This window comes from Eubacterium sp. AF34-35BH (assembly GCF_003477765.1).
Lineage (GTDB): Bacteria > Bacillota > Clostridia > Lachnospirales > Lachnospiraceae > Eubacterium_G.
This window is the reverse complement of record NZ_QUDZ01000001.1, coordinates 322886-340982: the sequence shown is the minus strand read 5'-3', so window position 1 is coordinate 340982 and position 18097 is coordinate 322886. Positions and strand designations below refer to the sequence as shown.

The following is an 18097-nucleotide window of genomic DNA, read 5'->3' as shown; positions in this document are numbered from 1 at the left end:
TTCTCCTATTTCTTCTTATTTTTGTTCTTACTCTTGTTTTTATTCTTATTACTTCCGTAAGTCTTCTTTATTCCGTTATTTATTGCATCCGCTAAGTATGTTTTGTATTTACCGTAGGTTATATCTTCCTTCTTATTGTTTTCTTTATTTTCTTTTTCCTTGTCAGCTTTCCATTTGTACCAACTTTTCAATTTATCTGTTCCATATAATCCATATGAGGCCATCAGTCCTTTTGCTGTTTCATATTTTCCTGCTGCTGAACCTGTTTCAGATGCTGTTGGTAATTTTGTAGTCGGCTTAGCATACGTCGGCTTAGCATAAGTTGAATTAATGGATGTATTTGTACTGTTACTATAGCTGTTTGTGTTTGAAGTCTCGCTTGATGTCTGACTTGATGTGTCTGTCTGTTTTGAATGGGACACTGCGTTTCTGTTCCACTCGTTGTTATATTTATCGCTATAGTAACTTCTGTCATTTGAATAACGTTGATATGCTTCACTGTCTAATCCCTGATACAAGCTGGCTTTGTTATACAGGTTCTGTGTTTCTGTGTCGTAATTACTTCTTGCCTGCTGATACAGTGTAGGCACAATGTCATTTAGCTGCTGCAAATATGAGTTGTATGCCTGTTGCCCTGCTGTTACTGCGTAACTATTACCATAGCCCCCTGAAAGTGTTGCAGCACTTCCCACTGTGTCCTGCATTGCCTGTTGTCCTAATGCCTTGTATTTGTTTGCGTATTGCTGATACAACGCATCCTCGTTTAAGTCATATTCAAATTTTTTTCTGTTATTAATCTGACCTAATGTGCTGTTAAGCTGATGATCATACGGACTATTAAATCTTTTTTCTGCTTTCTGTAATGCTCTTTGTGTTCCATTTGACACGTGGCTTGTGTTCCAGCTTAGTCCGTTACTATTCGATACACTGTTACTGTAGCTGTTTGATGTGCTTGTCTGATTTTGCACGTCTGTCTGATTGGTTGTCTGCTTTGTCTGCCCCGTAAGGTATCTCTTTTTAATTATTCCCGCCAATTACTTTTCCTCCTTAATGTTTAATCTGCTCTTAATTGAATCCGTCATGTTATCCTCGTCCAGTGCCGTAAACATGTATCTTAACTGTGAATGTAAATTACAGATGTACGAATTAAGAGCACTTACATCCCTTGCATTATCTCCGGTTAATCCCGGTGGTTCTTCCATCTTAAAAGTTGCCATGTCTTACATCACTCCCTTCATACACACTTCTCTGAATGTTATGGATAAGGCATTTGCCCTTTCCTTCAAACCTTAATCTGAACTTTTCACACCTGCATGGTCTGAATGGCACGCTTACTGCTCCCTCGCCTTTTCTTCCTTCGTGTGTAAAAACTTCCTGCCACTCACTGTCATTGTCATACTTAACTTTAACAGTAAGAAAAGCTCTTTCCTGCAATTCATATCTGATTCCAAGTCTCTGAATGTATTTGGCATTAACACTTCCTTTTTCAATTGGTCCTGTCTCTGCGTACCATTCAAGCCCTCTGTTGTATATAATCAAATTACCTACTGCAACATTCTCTTCTATTTCCATCTTCTTTGTGGCTGACGGCAGTTTCTTTGTAATGTCTTCAAGTCCGTCAATTCTGTACACCATTGAATCAGTTCTCCTAACTCCACACACTGTTGCTCCAAACTTGAAGAAAAAGTCCGGTCTGAAATCATCCTCTATGTGCCACATTCCCTTGTCACTGTCATATACAAACAGACGTGGTTTATCATTTTCCAACATTGACACAAAATACTTGCTGTCGCTTGCTGAAGCTACTGCATTCTTAAATTTCTTTTTCCCAAGTTCTTCTGATATGGTTGTTACATTACTGCCATCAAATCTCACTATTCCTTTTCGTGCTTTATAATACATTGCTCCATTAAGATAAATTATGGATTCCGAGCTTCCCTTTTCTATTCCCTGAGAAAATATCTCGCTGACCTGATAATTTGATGGTTTTGAGCCATACATAATGATGATTAAATCTTCCTTGAAGAAATACGGTGTTCCCTTATATGTGCAACATCCAGTGAACTCTCCATCACTGCCAATGGTTACTGCATACGAATCTGTGGATATTCCTGCATAGGAATACCAGTTTGTTGGGTCACCCTGTTTACACGCATATATTTCATGTGCGCTGTTAGAACATCCCCATATACGGTTATCTGCTACTGTCAGGTAATCCATGTTTGGCATTTCCCTTTTTAATGTTGCGACCTTGAAACCTTTTGCTTTTCCGTCATTTGGCATACTGTACAAAAATGTGGCATAATTTAAACACGTCTGTAACTTAACACCTTCATCTGCGTCACTTGTAGCAGAATCTGAGTAGTAAGCTATTGAGTAGTCTTTTTCCTTCATTACATATTCCAAAAAATCTATTCCCGTGTTAGAAAATACAAATCCAACATCATTGTTTTTTCTTAACACCTTTTCAACCTTTATTGGAGTTGCAAACTTCTGGTAAAAGTCGTAAGTGTTATTGGACGTATCTCCCTTCTTTAATACTGTTCCTGCCAAATTTGAAACCTCTATCTTTACAAAATCCCCTTCTTTTATAGAATCTGCTATTTTTTTTGCTTCATCTGCTGTTTTCATCTGTATGTAGTATGTCAAATATAAATTCGGGCTAGTCCACATTCCTGTGCTGTCGTTGTAATATTCAATCGCAATCTTATGTTCAGAAGTAATCGGACAGAATCCCAGTTTATATTTACCACCCCAAGATGCAACATATGCCCTTATTGAACTCTTTGCACCTGCAACCGCATTAACTGTGCTGACAAAATCCGGATATATTACTTTGTTTGCATCTATAAATGCCTTGACTTTTTCATTTGCATCCTGTTTTGATGTTGGTATTTGAGACGCATTCATTTCCATTACTACATATGGATTCCCATACTCATCCGACAGATAAATTCTACTTTTCTTTGCATCACTTGTTTCTACATTTTCTGTTGATATGTCAATTTTCTTTTTATACTCCATATTAGACACTTTTCCGTCCTTGGTGTTGTACATTATCTTATCAGGCATTATTACAATGTATGCCCCGTAACCTAACAGTTTCTTTTTACTGTTGGCAACTGTAAGTCCGTTTATGGCTGTTCCGTTCTTATACATCTTTGTGCCGACTACTGTATAAAGTGTTCCATTAACAGTTATTGCTCCGTTAAAGTTGCCTGAAAGTTTATACTGTTCTCTTATTTTTCTCTGCCCCAATGCCGGGTAATAATCTGATGTCATGTTTTTCATGTCCTTAAAATATCCTTCCGGGATATACACATTGTCATTGATTCCATTAAATGCATCAAGATTAACTGTTCCTGCCTTTATTGGCTGTAATTCAGGTAATTTCATTCTTTCCTCCTACACTTCAAAATTTCCATGCCATATTGGCATGTGTGTTCTGTGATAATGGTTTTCAAATTCCTGATAGCTTGCGTTAAACAATGCCATGTGATTACTGTATCTGTCATACTCTCCATTACTCTTGTCTATCTGTGCTTCTATGTAATACAAGTACACATCAGTGTATGGGCCATATGCGTACAGTTTGTTTTCTTCCTTTTCGTCAGGGTCTTCGTGTGTGTCTATGATGTCCTGCTTTATCATTTCTTCCACTTCATCAATCCACTTAACCTTGTCCTGTCTGTCAAAGGTGTTCTGGTACATTGAATCTACCTGTGCTATCACCTCTTCTATTGTTATCTTCCTCATATCTTTCTCCTTAACTACAAAAGGCGAATGACATTAAGCCATCCGCCTCCTTCTTATGATTTATTCAAAGCTGATTTTAGTTTGATGTGTTCTCTTCAATAAACTCTGCTGCTTCATCCTTTGCAAGTTCACTGCAAAGATATACTTCATACAGATATTTAGGAATTTCAACTTCAACTCCTCTCTGAATCTGCCAAGCCTTACCGTTTACTATGAGTACAATGTCCTTGTCTGCATCCTTTCCTCTAAGGGCCGGGAAACGGACACTTATCATTTCAACATCATTATCATCATCTTTTAAGAAAGCTTCTGCTTCCTTTTCTGATGCCTTTTCCGCTTCTGCTGCTGCTTTCAAAAGTTCTTCTGTCTTTAACTTAGAGTCTTCTGCTTCCTGCTTTGCAGCTTCCTTTTCCTTTAAGGCTTCCGCCTTTTCAATTTCTGCCTGCTGTGCTTTCTGCTCTGCTGCATCCCTTGCAGCTAAAGCATCAGCTAATTCCTGTTCTAACTGTTCCTTTGTCTTTGCCATCTTCTATCCTCCTAGTTTGCTTCTGCAATTGAGCTAAATTCTGCTGAACAACACTCTACTCTTAAAATTCCTAACTGATTAAGGATTTTTGTAACATAACCGGTAACTTTCCAGCCTACTGTTCCTCTCTGGTTTAATGGGTCTTCTGTTCCACCTGAACCTAACTGTTTAACAATAGTTTCCATATTGCCACCTTCAAGCTGTACATCACCGTATGCATCTTCACCGAAGAATAAACAGCCATATACTGCAAGTCCCGCAGGTGTGGCACCTGTTGATGCTGATGAATTATTCCAAATCTTTGCGTTTGTTGATACGACGAATCTTACACCGTAAAGTTTTCCGATTTCTCCTTCAAAAATCTTCTTAACGTTATCTCCGTAACGGTTAATGTCAATGAATAATGGATGTGTTGTCACATCATTTTCAATGTCCGGATGAATGATTGCAACGTATGAGCCATCAATTGGTCTGATGTTGTTTCTCTTTAAGATTGTCTTTGCAATTGAAATAACCTTAGGTGTCATTGTACATGTTGCATCAAGCTCTGCTCTTGTTGTTACCTTTGTTCCGTCTGATTTTGGAGCAAATAATACGTTTGTTCCTGTAATCATTTCGTTTCTCGCTACAATGTCTAATGTATTCGAACCCTGTTCGCCATGTAACTTTATAAGCTCTAATACGATAGGGTCGATAGTTTCCATTGTTACTCTGTCACTGATGGCTGTATAGTCACCATACTGCTCTGTATGTGCCTCAATGATTTCTAATTTAGGCTTCTTGCCTACAGGTGTTACACCTTCCTGTAATGGAGTAAGTGCAGGTGCATAACTCTTAAACTGTCTCCAGCGTGGGTTCTGACCCTGTCCTTTAGGTAAAGGTGCGTGTTTTGCAAACTGTGCGTGAATTAAGTTTGGAGTTGAACGTCTTAATAACTCCATGTCATAATTCTTTTTCATATCCTTGGACATTTCACTATCAGATGTTAGTGCAGGGTCCAAAGCAAAGTGCTGTAAGTTAAATGCTAATTTTGTGTTTCTGTTCATTTCTTTTTCCTTTCCGATACTACAAATATATCTTTTCTCCATTCATTACCCTTTGGTAAATCTTGTCTCTTTCTTCCTCTGTCCAGGATTCGGGGTCCTGCTTAACCTGAACTGCCTGACCGGTTGTTGTTCCTTCAACAGTCCTCTTCTTATTAGCCTTAACGGAATTTGCAACCTTATTGGCTGTCTTCTGTGCAATAATGCTTCCTGCTCTAGCCTGTATTTCATTAAGATGCACCACCTCGTATGCATCCTTAACAGGAATACCAACTGCAATCAGGTGTCCGAAGTTTTCGTTTGCCATTTCACTGTCAATGTCAAATTCGGGATATGTTTCCTTTACTTCCTCTGCCTGTGCCAATATGTTCTGCCATGCTTCTGCATTCTGCATGTCCTTTTCTCTCTGTTGCATTGTTTCAGCCAATACCTTATTCTGGCTTTCAATTGACTTGATATGTTTAAGTGTTGGAATATCCACACCTCTTTCAACTGCTTCTGCTTCATACAATGCATCATCATTTACGATAGCGTCTGTTAATGCGCTAATGTCTGTTGCATCTTCCACTCCGTACTTTTCAGCCAAAACCGACAATGCCGGAGCAAATGTTGTAAACTTTTCTTCCACATCCTTGCTGTTACGGATCCGTCTCTGCACGATTTCCTGCATCTTGTTCGAAAAGTCCTCTTTATACTCTCCCTTGATTAATTCATCAAAGGTTGGCTTATGCTCTTTTGGTTCTTCTGATTCTTCCGGCTCTTCGACCTCTTCTTCCTCTGTTCCATCTGTTACCTGTTTGCCGTACTTGATTTCCGGCTCCTGTGCGGCGTCCACAGTTCCTTCGCCCGCTCCTTCTCCTCCTGCAGTTGCGCCTTCTGCAAAAAATTGAAGATTAAATTTGAATAATGACATATAAAATGCCTCCTTTTCTGTGTTTTTTGAGAGGTACGACCTCTTTCTGTTCTCGATTATATACAAAAACGGGAGGGCAATTACACCCCCCCTGAACTCTTTATGGTTCTATGCTTACATTTACGTTGTTTGGATATTCATTTTCAAGAAATCCCAAACCTGTTCTTACATAGTCTGTATTCACTTCTGAATCAAATTCTACAGTTATCTCATCATCCGTATACGTCTTTACTTCTATGTCTGTCTTATTAACCTCACAAAAGGTGAATATTAATATACTGACTGCTGCACACACTATGTCTTTTCCTGGCTTGTCATATCCTGCATGTCCCTTAACCTGCAACATATTCTCTGTTAATTTCGCTTTAATCATTTGTTCTCCTATTCATTTACCTGTGTTGCTGCCTGTGCCTGTTCCCTTGCTCTCTCACTAAAAGGATGCTCACTGTCCTCTTCAAGTGATACTTCCTGTGCCGTCTGTCCTGTTCCCACATCTCCCTGCTCATTAAATGATTGTGCAAGGTCCTGTGACATTGTTGTTCCCTTTATCTGGTCTACAACTGCTGCTAACTGTATCATTTGTTGCTTTAACTGAACATTTTCCTGATACAATGTGGCATTCTGCTGTATTTTGGATGTAATATCTTCCTTGTGTGCAAAATCCATTGCATCAAGACACGTAAGCGCAACATCTCCATTTTGTGGAGCAAAAAATCCCATATTGTAAAGTTGTAATGCTAACTCATTCTGACTGTTCTTTGAGTATGGATTAGCTTTCTGTGCTGTCACTTCAATGTCGAATGTTGGCACTCTATAGCCTGCTTCAACGTCAAAGTCGCTTTCCTGCTGTTGTTCCTTAATGTTTTCATTGCTGTATGAAACATACTCATATCCTTTCTTGCCCAGGATTCTAAACTGTCTTGGAACGTCATAGAACTGTCTTATTAATTCAATAACCATTGTTATTAAGTCACTGTAGGCTTCATAAGCCATAAGGTTCTGACTTCTTGATGTCTTGCCTGCACTTTCCTGTAATGCTGATATGGCACTTCCTGATGTTATCCCACCACCAACATTTCCTCTTGCCACATCTGTATTCCCTGTTGTTTCCTTCATCTCGTTAATCTTGTCATTAATCTTCTGAATTGCTGAACCATTCATTTCTGGTCCCGGTATTTGTCTTAGTTTTAATTCATCAAGATTACCTGTTACGTGTACAAGGCTTTTTCTCCAGTTAAGAAACTCTTTTTCGTTTACTTCTGCGTTTTGTCCTACAAACCATCTTGGTGTTGCGTTCATTAACGCATTTTTCAATACAGCCTGATCTAAAAGGTCTATGTACTTCTGTGGTTCTTTGCATATGTCTATGTACGAGAAGCCATAAAGGCTGCCTTCGATTGGGAACATTACTTCAACCACAAAAGGATATTTACCATGATCATACCAACCACGTTCCGCAATACTTTCTTCTCCTGTTTCCTGCTCTGTTACTTCCGTTAGTGCTTCACCTGTTTCAGGATTTACCATTGGTTCACCTGTTTCAGGATCTGTCAACTGCTGCTCTGCTGTTTCTGTTGGTCTTTCTGTGTCATTTTCTGATGCATATATAACTTCCTCACCCACGTACTTAACGTAGTGTACAACGTTTCTTCCGTTCTGCCATTTCTTGTAATACCATTCAATAACCGGTGTCTTGTCTGTTGTGTCAATGTTGTCATCATAGATGTATTCTGCCTTTGTTATTGCTCTTCCACCTAACTTGCCTTTAAGCTGTGGGTACATCTGCTCCAGTTTGGAGTTTGAAACCAAATTGACGTGAAATACGTTCTCACTGTCCTGAATGTCCGTTATCCCCGGCTCCCAAAAGAGATTTAAACCATCTATGTTCTTGATTGTAATGTCTCCAAGTCCGTTTAACTTGCTTCCATCCCAAAATACACCATAGATTGCCGCACCATCTTTTAGTATCTTCCAGTTTTTTGTTGAGTATACCTTTTTGAATCCGTTCTGCTCCAACACTACCGGTACTATTGACGACAGTTTCTTTGCTTCCTGTTTGTCTCCTTCTTCCCTTGGTAGTATGTTCGGTTCAGGATAAGCATCCATATAGTCAGCATACTTTGACATTATGCAGTTAAACAGCCACGCTGATGTTGGTTCTGCTTCATCTGTCTTGTTGTCCTGCCTTCTGATTTCTTCCCAGTGTCTTCTCTTCCACCACTGTTCGTTCTCAATGATTCTTCTTTCAGTGTTTGCCTTACCATTCTTGTATTTAAGCATTATGGCGGTTGCTTCCATAATCTCTTTTCTGCCTATCGGCTGAACTGCTGCTTCACTTACCATTCTTTCCCTGTCAGACATTACCATGTCACTTGATGGTGTCATTGTATCTGTGTAAGTCTGGTCTCTTAATTCCTTTTCTGCTTTCTTCACTTTCTTTCTCGCTTTCTTTTTCTCAAAATAATTCATCTGTTACTCCTTGTTAAACATGTTTAATGGGTCTTCTAAACGTACCTGCTTTTTAACTGTTATTGTCGGACTTATTGGTCGCATCATACAAAAATATCTTGTTTCGTCTGCAATGTGGTCTTCCTGATCTGAATTAACGTCTTCCGGATTGGTTTCTGAATATTCAAGTGCAGGAATTGTTCTGATAAATCCCTTGCAGTTCTTGAAGATGTACATCATTGGGTAGCCATTGTCGTCAAACTGTAATCGATAATGTAACTGCATCCAGCCTGCTATTCTCTTATGGTCTCCAGGTTCAAAATAGATTCCATAACGCATTGCTGTTTCCGCAACACTCTCTCCCCTTGATGTGTCCCATATTGCAGGGTCTGCTACACCTTCTATCTTCTTTCCCTTAAGCCAAGGGTGTTCATTTTCAATTCTTGCTATTTCTTCAAACTGCTTGTCTGCCGTTATTTTAAGGCCCACGTTCTCCTCTTCTGCCTTACAGCCATAATATTCCATTATTCTGTACATACAGCCGTCATAGTCCACAGCCCACCACGCACAACTAAATGGTTTTGCATAACCAAAGTCATAGCTTCTGTATATCTTCCAGCCTTTCGGAATCTCGAACGGATTGATAACGTGGGTCCACTGTCTGTCCTTGTAATGTTTAGGTGAATCCCTGAATTCTTCAAACACCTGTCCTTCGTATACATCCCACGAGCCATCAAGCCAAGCCTTACGTCTTGCCGGTGGTAATGCTTTAAGCTGTGCTATGTATTCAGGGTTGTGTTTCATTAATGCCTGATTATCTTTTACACCTGATTGTATGAACTCATAATCATCCGGGTTTTCCCCATCAACATATCTTTTATCAATAAAAATTCTCTTGATGTATGCATGTCCTCTTCCTCCCGGGTTACAGGTAAAGTACACTCTCTTTGGGTAATCATTAACACCTCTACAGCAGGCTGTAATGTCCTTCATCATTTTTTCGGTCAACTGCGTTGCCTCGTCAATGTATATGATGTCATATTCTGCCCCCTGGAGCTTATCTGTGTCCTTTTCCTTGTCACAGTACATAAATGATATTGTTGCACCATTCCAAAACTTAAACTCTTTATTTGTTGAGTTATATTTACATAATTTTGCCTGAATGAGTGGTTGTAATAATTTGTTAAAATTATCAATGTGATTTTTCTTCAACTCTGGAAATGTTCGCCTGATTATCAGTTGCTTTATGTCTCTGTAGTTAAGAGCCATTATTATAGCCTTGATTCTGACTGCAAAGCTCTTTCCTCCGCCTCGTGAGCCACCATATCCCACATATTTCTTCGTACAATTCAAGAATTCCACCTGTTTTGGTTGTGGTTTGGGTAATTTAAGTGTTACATTAGCCATTTTTGTTCTCTTCCTCCTGTTCGAATACTACTTTTACGTCATTATCCGTATCTGCTGCGTTCTTCTGTTCGTTTTTGACAAATGCCACAAGGTTTGCAAGTTCCTTAAGGCTTGTTGTCATGTCTTTCACTGCTCTGGTGTCTACTTTGTCGTAAATTTGCTCTGTGCTTTCAATTCCATCCGACAGTACATAGCGGTTGAACTGTTTTTCATCATCCATTGCCTTTTCAATCACTCCGAGCATCCTTCCGGCACTGTTTATAACACGTGAAAATTCATCTGCTTTTTTCGTCGAAATTCTATTCATGGTTTTTTTGAAAATTTTGTCCCCAAGTTGTACCCTCTTCTGTTTCCAGTTTTCTTCCTTGCCTGCTGCAGCTATCTTTTTCAGGGGAAAATTATACTTATCCGCCAACTTCCGATACGACATTTTCGGATCAGATACATATTCAGTCTTTATAAGACTTAATATGTCTTCGTCTCTTATCTCTTTTTTCTTTGCCATGTGCTTCCCCTTTCTTTTTGCTAAAATTTTACACACAAAAAGAGGGGCAATAACACCCCCCTTGAATCCGGGAAAAATTTTTACTGTTTTTTGGCTTGTTTTTGGTACGACAAAAAGACAGTGTTTCTACTATTACCCCATTTCAGGGTTAAACCTGTCTGTTCTATGTGAATGTATTCAATATTTTGCTTCCTCTATTGCACGATAAATCTCACATTTTTCAAAATGCTTACAACAGAATATATCCAACTGCTTGTCTCTGTCTTTGTTATTTCTGTATGTCTGTATAGTGCTGGTACAGTCATCACAAACACCTTCACAGTAGATTTTCTGTTTCTGTAGGTTCTTGAAAAAAGGACACTTGACCTGCAATGCCTTACTTTCCTGTTTCATTTACACCCCTTACGATATTCTTCTAAGCACTATTGTTTGTGACGGATAACCGGTCTTGTTGCTGATTCCATAGTAGCAATAGTCAACGTCAATTATGTATTTATCCCTATACTCCTTTGGTACTCTTGGATTAGGTGATAATTTCTTTAGATTGCAAGGTCTGATTTCATCAGGTTCAGGTCTTTCAAGATTTCTTGAACACGAATATCTCTGTTTTCCTGCCTTGGCTGTTCTAAATGTCTTGTCGGTTTCCTTAATGAGATAGCTTGCTAATTCTTCTACTCTGTCATTCGCATACAGTGGTGACCAGTTAGTGTTATATTTCCATTTCTTGATTACAACTCTTTGCACATCAGGAAAATTGTTGATGATGATGTGGTGATGTATTGCAACACCCTCATATTCAGTAATGTGAACATACTTAAAAACATAATTATGCTTCTTGCAATATCTTCTAATGCACTTGATGAAGTTGAGCAAAAACTTATGCGCCTGCTCTGCTGTAGGTCTGTTATCTTTATCGTATGTCAATGTCAAATGCCAATCATCTTCTGTGAAGTTACATTTAATCAGTCTTCTTAATTTCTTCTCTGCAATTTTTCTATTATGCTCCTTCATCTGTTCGGCTGTTGGCTTTTTACGTCTTTGTCTCTTTTCTCCTTTTTTTCCAAAGTTCGGAGCAAGGCATCTGTCTATTTCAACTGAATGTCCGAATCTGAATATTTTCTCTATCATGTGCATATGTTTTTTCTCCTTAATGGTCATAAAGTTAATATAAATATCAAGATATAAACGAGGACTCTCACCTCGCTTATATCTATGCTTTACAGTTTCCTTCTAATAGGAAGAAAACTCTTTTTTTATCTAATTATCTTTTTTTAATTTCATTAGTTCTGCTGCCTGCTCCTGGTACAGTTTGTCTATTTCACAAATTTGTTCTATTTCTCTGCTCATAATCTACTCCTCACTTTCTGCTAGCTTTGCATAATTCCAAGAATTCACATCATATTCACCACTCGCCGTCCAAGATGTAGCTCCATCCACCCACGCACAAACTATTCCATCTACAAATTTAGCAAAATATCTTTTAGTCCATTCACTGCTTTCATAATCTCTAACCAGAATCGGTGTATCAACCTTAACCTTGCTCCAATCAACTTCTGGTTCTTCGTATTTGGAGAACAACCATTCCTCTATATATGGTTTACAATCTCCCTTTTCTCCAAAATCACATTTGCCACAATGACATTCTCTACACTCTACAGGCTTATCATTTAGGACAGCTAGTTTTGTTGTGTTTATCACTTCTGTATCTATCAGTATTTTTTTGTATTTCTCAATATTTAACATTCCTCTCACTCCTTAACATTTCTTAACATTTTTTATTTAATCACTGTCCTCAAGTCTCTTCTTTCAGTCTCCATATCAATTCCACATTCTTCTGCCTCCCTTTACATCATCTCTGCTGATTACTCTCACTGTCACACCTCTTCTTTTCTTCGGGTTTGTTTTTCTATCCTTAATTGCTTCGCAAGTATTATCCCATTCCTTCATCCATTTAATTAATTCCGGTTTTAGATTTCTTCCTGCGTACTTATCCTTTGTTTTACTGAAAGAATATTTATAATTTCTATTCTTTGGGTATCTTTTGGCAAATTCGCTTTCCGTTAGCTCATACTTTCTTAAAATCTCACGTTTAGTCAAAGTTTCAAAATATACTCCATATTTCCATACAACGTACTTGATTTCTTCCACTTATATCTTCACATCCTTATCATTCTTTCGTATTCCAAGATTTATGTTGAGTTCTTCTTTTATAATGTTTATCTGCTCCTGCATTGTTGAATAATTCTCTGTTACACAATCTGCTTTGAATTGCAATCTATTTATTGCTCTTTGAACTCTTTTGGGACCAAAACCAAACTCATCATGTAATGTAACCGCCATTAACACCATGACTGTATCTATAGTGTTCATCTTTACATTATTGCTAAATGTTTTCATATCCTTTTGAGAAATTCTAAGTGGAAGATTTAATGCATTTCTCATTATTAGTTCAGATTCAAGTCCTGATATTCCTTTTTCTTTTGCAACTTTTAACGCATAAGCCATTCCCTCTCTTCTTGCCATTTCTTCTTTTGATAACTTCATATTTATTCCCTCGCTTCTTTATTTGTTGTCTATTCCGAAAAAATCAAATAATGTCGGTGAATCTCTTTCCTGTTCTGCCTGCTGCAAATATCCAACACCATCTCTAAAATAATCTTCATTTAGTTCAATGCCATAACCACGTCTGTTCATTTTTACGGCTGTCATTGGTACAGTCATTAGACCTCCAAAAGGGTCAAGCACAAGGTCACCTTCATTTGAATATCTGTTTATAATTCTTTCAACAATATCCAACTGCAAAGGGCATACGTGCATTTGTTTTCTACGTCTTGACTGTTGAGTGTTTAACGTTCTCATTCTGTTAATATCATCCCATACTTCAAGGTTGTTCCATGATCCGGGAGCTACTACCATAAACACAGCCGGAAGTCTTCCTTCTTTATCCAACTGTTCAGCAAGTCTTACATGTTCATCATAATTGTAGATATTTTCTCTTGAATATTCACGATATATCTTTTGTAAATCCTTGATATTCGCTTCTTCTATTTCTTTTTTGGTTACAAGTCTGTCACCTGAGCTTCTCCAATATCCATGTGCATCTATCTGCCACTGCGCCCTTGTATATTCTTCTTTTGTCTTTGCTACCGGTACATCTGCGTATGCTGTTGATTTATCTGTTGGTAATTTTCTGAACAATAAAATATATTCAGGACAGCCTACTCCCATTTTTGAGCCGTCTTTACATTGTTCTGTCCAGCCTAATCTATATGTCTGATTATTTTCTCTTACAACATCTGTTACTACAGTTATCATTCCAAAGTATTGAAATCCGTGTTTTTTATAGTGGGATATACAATCTGCATGAAAAGGTTCTATTGTTGGCATTCCCGTGCCTGTTGCATTTCCAAACAACACTCTGTCCTTTACGTGAATTGCTGCAACTCTTCCCGGTCTTAACACACGTAAAAGTTCAGGTGTCAAAAAATCCATCTGTTCAAAAAATCTTTCTGTATTTTGATTATGTCCAAAATCATTATAATTTGCCGAATATTCATAATGATTTCCAAAGGGAATTGATGTATGTATTAAGTCAACTGAGTTGTCCTGCATGTTTCTAACTTCTTCAACGCAGTCATTATGAACTGCTGTATAATAATTACCTTCAACTTTCACTGCCTTTACTCCAATCTTTCTATTTAATCCGTGAGCTTTTGTTTCCTGATTTAGTCCATATTTCTTTACAATTTCAATCATCTTTGCAACCATATGATTGTGATTTTTCCATTTTTCTTCAAGTGCTTCCTTTATGCCACTTTCATTTTCCATATATATAATGTCAATGACTACCTGTTCTTTTTGTAAGAATCTGTAACATCTGTGAATTGCCTGAATGAAATCATTAAATTCATAATCAATACCTAAAAAGATTTCTCTATGACAGTGCTTTTGAAAGTTACATCCTGACCCTGATATTGATTTTTTTGTTGCAAATATCTTTATCCTGCCTTCTGAAAAGTCAATTACTCTCTGCTCTCTTATGTCATAATCCTGTGACCCGTATATATCTACTGCTTCCGGTATTGCTTTTTTTATGGCTTTTCTTTCATTTTCCAAATCATGCCACAAAAGAAAATGATCATCCGGACTTTCTTCAATGATTTCTTTCATCTTTTTAACTCGTGCATCTATGCTTTCTCTCTTTATTTTAGATGCTTCTTTTAGTCCTGCTGCAGCTTCATTAAAGATTACCATCTGTCCGTCTTTATCTGATTCTTCTCCATAATCAATCGGTAATTCATGCCAGTTAACTTTTAACTCGGGTAGCTCATATCCTTCATCAGAATATTCACTGTTTAAGTCTGATGGTTTGGTGCAAAACAAAGCCCAGCTACTTATCCATAACCAAAACTCATCTTCCTGATTTGGATATAATGTCAGGTTGTTTGCCTTTGTGCTATCTCTTTGAAAGAATCTTGTTAAAGCCTGTCCCGTGTCCATTATTTCTAAATATCCTGCATAATGAATTAACTCTTTATATTTGTTTGGTGACGGTGTGGCTGTGGCTACAAGTTTATATTCAACACCTTTGAATTTATCTAAAAACTCCTGATATGTTTTACTTCCAAAACTTCTTAATACTGATGCTTCATCCAAGGATGTGGCTTTAAAATATGTAGGCTCAATGTTCCCATCTCTAACTCTTTCATAATTAGTTATAAGAATATTGCTTTGTGCTTTTTTTACCTCTTCCATATTTCTCACATACTCGGGTTTTTGATACCCTAATACCTCTACAGCATCATGTGTAAATTCCTGCTTTACTCCAAGTGGTAAAACTATCAATGCTTTACCACCTTTGTTTTTTATAATCTGGTGACAAAACTCTATTTCCTGAACTGTTTTTCCCAGTCCAAAAGATTCAAACAATGCTCTTCTGCCACCTCTGATTGCCCACATTACCGCATCTCTCTGATGTGGTTTTAATATTGGGTTAATGTCTTCTTTTTTTACTTCAAATCCACTATCTTTTGCTATGTCTATTTTGCTTTTTAAAAATTCTAAATAATTCATTTTTCTAAAGGAACTGATATATCGTCACCCTGGCCAGAGTTCTGTTCCTTTCTTAATATTGTTTAATCAAATAAGTATTTCATTACTGCATCTGCAATAGCCACAGCCAGCTTATGCTCTTGCTCCGGGTATTTTACAAATGCTGTTTTAAATTCTTCCATCATCTTCCCTCCCGTATCGTCATTTAAAGTGGCATCTTTATGTTTCAATGCCACTTTGCAAATATCGGTGAGAATGTTATAAATCATTTTAAATTTATCCATTTAGTTCCTTATCTATCTGTTTAAGCTCTTCTATTAAATTACAGTTACCCTTAACAATATTTTCTTCATCTTCATCTAGGGAAAAACCATATGCTGTCAACATGTCACATACATATAAATATTTCTCTGCCCGTCTTTCCCTATACTTTCCACTCCATGAATCATACATTGCCATTTGTAAAGTACACTCACTAATTGCCAACCACATCTGCTGAATTAAAGGCATATTGCCAACTTTCTCATAAAAGAATTCATCATCTTCAGGAATTTCCATATTTCGGTAATCGTATATATCTTCAAGATTTGTCGCTAAATTATCCTCTGATATGTCCGGACCATACATTGTCAGCATTTTCCACATTTTTGAAATATAAATTTCTTCTGTTATTCCTATTTCTTTAAGGTTCAGTTCATATTTTCCAAGAATAATGTCTTCAATAAAATCGGACGATTTACTAACTACTGCCTCTGAACAATCTTTCAATTCGTTAATGATATTTTCTCTTTTTTTGCGTAATTCATCTTTTCGGGTTTCTTCAGCTGTTTTTTCCTGTTCAACTTTTTTTGATTTTATGTATATCTGGTCATACTGTTCATATGCAACTATTTCTTCACATTTACTTTGATCTATTTTATTTATCTTTGTTTCTACAATTTTCCTCATTTCCTCATCAGTTGCATTTCGTGTTTCAACAAAAATTGCACTTTCCCATTGGTAATTGCTACCTTCTTTTGCATTAATAATTTCAATTTCAGGAATCAACTCTTTCAGCAATTCAATGACTTTTTTGTTTATTACTATTCTTTCCTTACGCCTTAAATAATCATTAATTAAATATTTTAAATTTAAAGAATCATTTGCATTTGAAAGAATTTCATTTCTTTTGTCAATATCATCTACCCTTTCCAGCTCATACATGTCTTTTAGTGTCATTTGGAAGTTTTCATCTGCATTCTTTTCTTTCAAAAGTTTCTGATCTAGTTTTGCCAAATTAATTCTGTGCTTAACCGTCTGCTTTGAGAATCCTGTTTTTTCTGCAATTTCATCTTCTGTCGAGCCAAGGTCAAGCATCATCTGAAATCCCTGTGCCTGCTCATACACCGTCAGGTCACTTCTTTGCATGTTTTCACAAAGCATTGTGCTCTGCTGCTCCTTTTCGTCCATCTTTACAACTGCACAAGGTACTGTATCAAGTCCCGCTTTAAGTGCTGCCGCCAATCGTCTGTGACCAATGATTGCCGTATATTCTCCGTCTTCTCTTTCAACTACAGTCAGATTCTGCATTATTCCATTTTCGGCAATGCTCTGTGACAATTCCGTAATGTCTCCTAAATCCTTACGTGGATTGTCCGGGTGGCTATGTATTTTTCTGATTTCTATGTTTTTTATTTTCATGTTTCTCTCCTTTACTCACTTACATGTGTTCCTAAAAAATCTGCAAACTGCACAAGTGTTTTTTCTGCAATATCCAGCTCTTTCTTTAATACTTCAATTCTTTCATTAACTCGCTTATATTCAATATCTATTGTGTTGTATACGATTGCGGGTACCTTTTCTTTAATCTCCTTTTTTCTTTTCTGTTCTTTTTCTGTAATCTTTCTTTGCGTAGCTGTTTCTGTCATTGCTCTTTCCTTTCTTTTTTTCTTTACTTTTTCTTTTACTTTTTTGTTTTCCAGCTTAAGCCCTTCCATTTCCAAAATCATTATTATTTCGTTTTCACTGCATCCGTTAAGTTCTGCCAGCAGTTTCAGTCTTTCTTCTTTTCCTGCTGCACTTCTCTTGTATCTTGCCATTATCTCTCCCGGTTTCATTGGAAGATGCTTAATCATTTTTATTTCCTCTTCTGAATATTGTTCATATTCGTTGTTCCATTCCATTATTTGTGCTGTCTTTCCCATTTTATTCTCCTAGCAAGCTTAACTCCTTGTATGCTCTGTCTCTCTTTAGTGCCTTAATAATCTTTTCTCTGTCTTTTCGTTTCTGGGAACAGTTAAGGCAATCACACTCTTCACGCATAAATTTACTTCTGTACTGTTCGATTGTTTTCCCATTCGGTTCAAAGGTCACACTGTACTTTCTCGTGTTCCCACTGTAGATACAACTCACTTCAAAAGTTCTATAATATGTTCCGGTGCTTGATGCTCCCTGATGTTCCATTTCAA

General features: G+C 37.3%; 21 protein-coding genes. All 21 read right to left on the bottom strand.

Annotation, left to right across the window (positions count from 1 at the left end; all coding sequences use genetic code 11):
- Positions 1 to 5: 5 nt before the first annotated feature.
- The 21 genes from DWZ69_RS01585 to DWZ69_RS01485 all read right to left on the bottom strand — a co-directional run bounded on the left by DWZ69_RS01585 (position 6) and on the right by DWZ69_RS01485 (position 18092).
- On the bottom strand, positions 6 to 1034 hold the full coding sequence (locus DWZ69_RS01585; protein WP_118435821.1) for a hypothetical protein: 1029 nt from the start codon (positions 1032 to 1034) through the stop codon (positions 6 to 8).
- Entirely contained in the window at positions 1035 to 1217 is a 183-nt protein-coding gene (locus DWZ69_RS01580; protein WP_118435819.1) for a hypothetical protein, read from the bottom strand. It lies immediately after the preceding gene.
- Positions 1204 to 3396, bottom strand: coding sequence for a hypothetical protein (locus DWZ69_RS01575; protein WP_118435817.1), 2193 nt, complete (start codon positions 3394 to 3396; stop codon positions 1204 to 1206). The genes DWZ69_RS01580 and DWZ69_RS01575 overlap by 14 nt, the downstream gene beginning before the upstream one ends.
- Before the next feature lie 9 nt (positions 3397 to 3405).
- Positions 3406 to 3756 carry a hypothetical protein gene (locus tag DWZ69_RS01570; RefSeq protein ID WP_118435815.1) on the bottom strand — a complete coding sequence of 117 codons (351 nt, stop codon included), beginning with the start codon at positions 3754 to 3756 and terminating at the stop codon, positions 3406 to 3408.
- Between the two features lie 76 nt (positions 3757 to 3832).
- The gene (locus DWZ69_RS01565; RefSeq protein ID WP_118435813.1) at positions 3833 to 4282 is read right to left on the bottom strand and encodes a hypothetical protein; all 450 of its coding nucleotides are present in this window, start codon (positions 4280 to 4282) and stop codon (positions 3833 to 3835) included.
- 11 nt (positions 4283 to 4293) lie between these two features.
- The gene (locus DWZ69_RS01560) at positions 4294 to 5328 is read right to left on the bottom strand and encodes a N4-gp56 family major capsid protein (RefSeq protein ID WP_158573343.1); all 1035 of its coding nucleotides are present in this window, start codon (positions 5326 to 5328) and stop codon (positions 4294 to 4296) included.
- A 19-nt stretch (positions 5329 to 5347) separates the two neighbouring features.
- The gene (locus DWZ69_RS01555) at positions 5348 to 6238 is read right to left on the bottom strand and encodes a hypothetical protein (RefSeq protein ID WP_118435809.1); all 891 of its coding nucleotides are present in this window, start codon (positions 6236 to 6238) and stop codon (positions 5348 to 5350) included.
- Positions 6239 to 6338: 100 nt separating this feature from the next.
- Positions 6339 to 6611 (bottom strand): ribosomal-processing cysteine protease Prp, encoded by a 273-nt coding sequence (locus DWZ69_RS01550; RefSeq protein WP_118435807.1) that lies wholly within the window; start codon positions 6609 to 6611, stop codon positions 6339 to 6341.
- Positions 6612 to 6619: 8 nt separating this feature from the next.
- Positions 6620 to 8707, bottom strand: coding sequence for a hypothetical protein (locus DWZ69_RS01545; protein ID WP_118435805.1), 2088 nt, complete (start codon positions 8705 to 8707; stop codon positions 6620 to 6622).
- Between the two features lie 3 nt (positions 8708 to 8710).
- On the bottom strand, positions 8711 to 10093 hold the full coding sequence (locus tag DWZ69_RS01540; protein ID WP_118435804.1) for a phage terminase large subunit: 1383 nt from the start codon (positions 10091 to 10093) through the stop codon (positions 8711 to 8713).
- Positions 10086 to 10598 carry a hypothetical protein gene (locus DWZ69_RS01535; protein WP_118435802.1) on the bottom strand — a complete coding sequence of 171 codons (513 nt, stop codon included), beginning with the start codon at positions 10596 to 10598 and terminating at the stop codon, positions 10086 to 10088. Before DWZ69_RS01535 ends, DWZ69_RS01540 begins: the two co-directional genes overlap by 8 nt.
- 177 nt (positions 10599 to 10775) lie before the next feature.
- Positions 10776 to 10991 (bottom strand): hypothetical protein, encoded by a 216-nt coding sequence (locus DWZ69_RS01530; protein ID WP_118435800.1) that lies wholly within the window; start codon positions 10989 to 10991, stop codon positions 10776 to 10778.
- 9 nt (positions 10992 to 11000) lie between these two features.
- Entirely contained in the window at positions 11001 to 11732 is a 732-nt protein-coding gene (locus DWZ69_RS01525; RefSeq protein WP_118435798.1) for a hypothetical protein, read from the bottom strand.
- Positions 11733 to 11948: 216 nt separating this feature from the next.
- Positions 11949 to 12350 carry a hypothetical protein gene (locus DWZ69_RS01520; RefSeq protein WP_147364240.1) on the bottom strand — a complete coding sequence of 134 codons (402 nt, stop codon included), beginning with the start codon at positions 12348 to 12350 and terminating at the stop codon, positions 11949 to 11951.
- Positions 12351 to 12416: 66 nt separating this feature from the next.
- Positions 12417 to 12746: a hypothetical protein gene (locus tag DWZ69_RS01515; RefSeq protein ID WP_118435794.1), complete on the bottom strand. Its 330-nt coding sequence runs from the start codon at positions 12744 to 12746 to the stop codon at positions 12417 to 12419.
- Positions 12747 to 13142 carry a hypothetical protein gene (locus DWZ69_RS01510; protein ID WP_118435792.1) on the bottom strand — a complete coding sequence of 132 codons (396 nt, stop codon included), beginning with the start codon at positions 13140 to 13142 and terminating at the stop codon, positions 12747 to 12749. It abuts the gene before it with no gap.
- 18 nt (positions 13143 to 13160) lie between these two features.
- A complete protein-coding gene (locus tag DWZ69_RS01505) occupies positions 13161 to 15671 on the bottom strand; it encodes a DNA methyltransferase (RefSeq protein WP_118435790.1) in 2511 nt (836 codons plus the stop codon).
- A 62-nt stretch (positions 15672 to 15733) separates the two neighbouring features.
- Positions 15734 to 15934, bottom strand: coding sequence for a hypothetical protein (locus DWZ69_RS01500; protein WP_118435788.1), 201 nt, complete (start codon positions 15932 to 15934; stop codon positions 15734 to 15736).
- Positions 15927 to 17330 carry a ParB/RepB/Spo0J family partition protein gene (locus DWZ69_RS01495; RefSeq protein WP_118435786.1) on the bottom strand — a complete coding sequence of 468 codons (1404 nt, stop codon included), beginning with the start codon at positions 17328 to 17330 and terminating at the stop codon, positions 15927 to 15929. Before DWZ69_RS01495 ends, DWZ69_RS01500 begins: the two co-directional genes overlap by 8 nt.
- Before the next feature lie 11 nt (positions 17331 to 17341).
- Positions 17342 to 17833 carry a hypothetical protein gene (locus DWZ69_RS01490; protein WP_118435784.1) on the bottom strand — a complete coding sequence of 164 codons (492 nt, stop codon included), beginning with the start codon at positions 17831 to 17833 and terminating at the stop codon, positions 17342 to 17344.
- Between the two features lies 1 nt (position 17834).
- On the bottom strand, positions 17835 to 18092 hold the full coding sequence (locus DWZ69_RS01485; RefSeq protein ID WP_118435783.1) for a hypothetical protein: 258 nt from the start codon (positions 18090 to 18092) through the stop codon (positions 17835 to 17837).
- Positions 18093 to 18097: the final 5 nt, after the last annotated feature.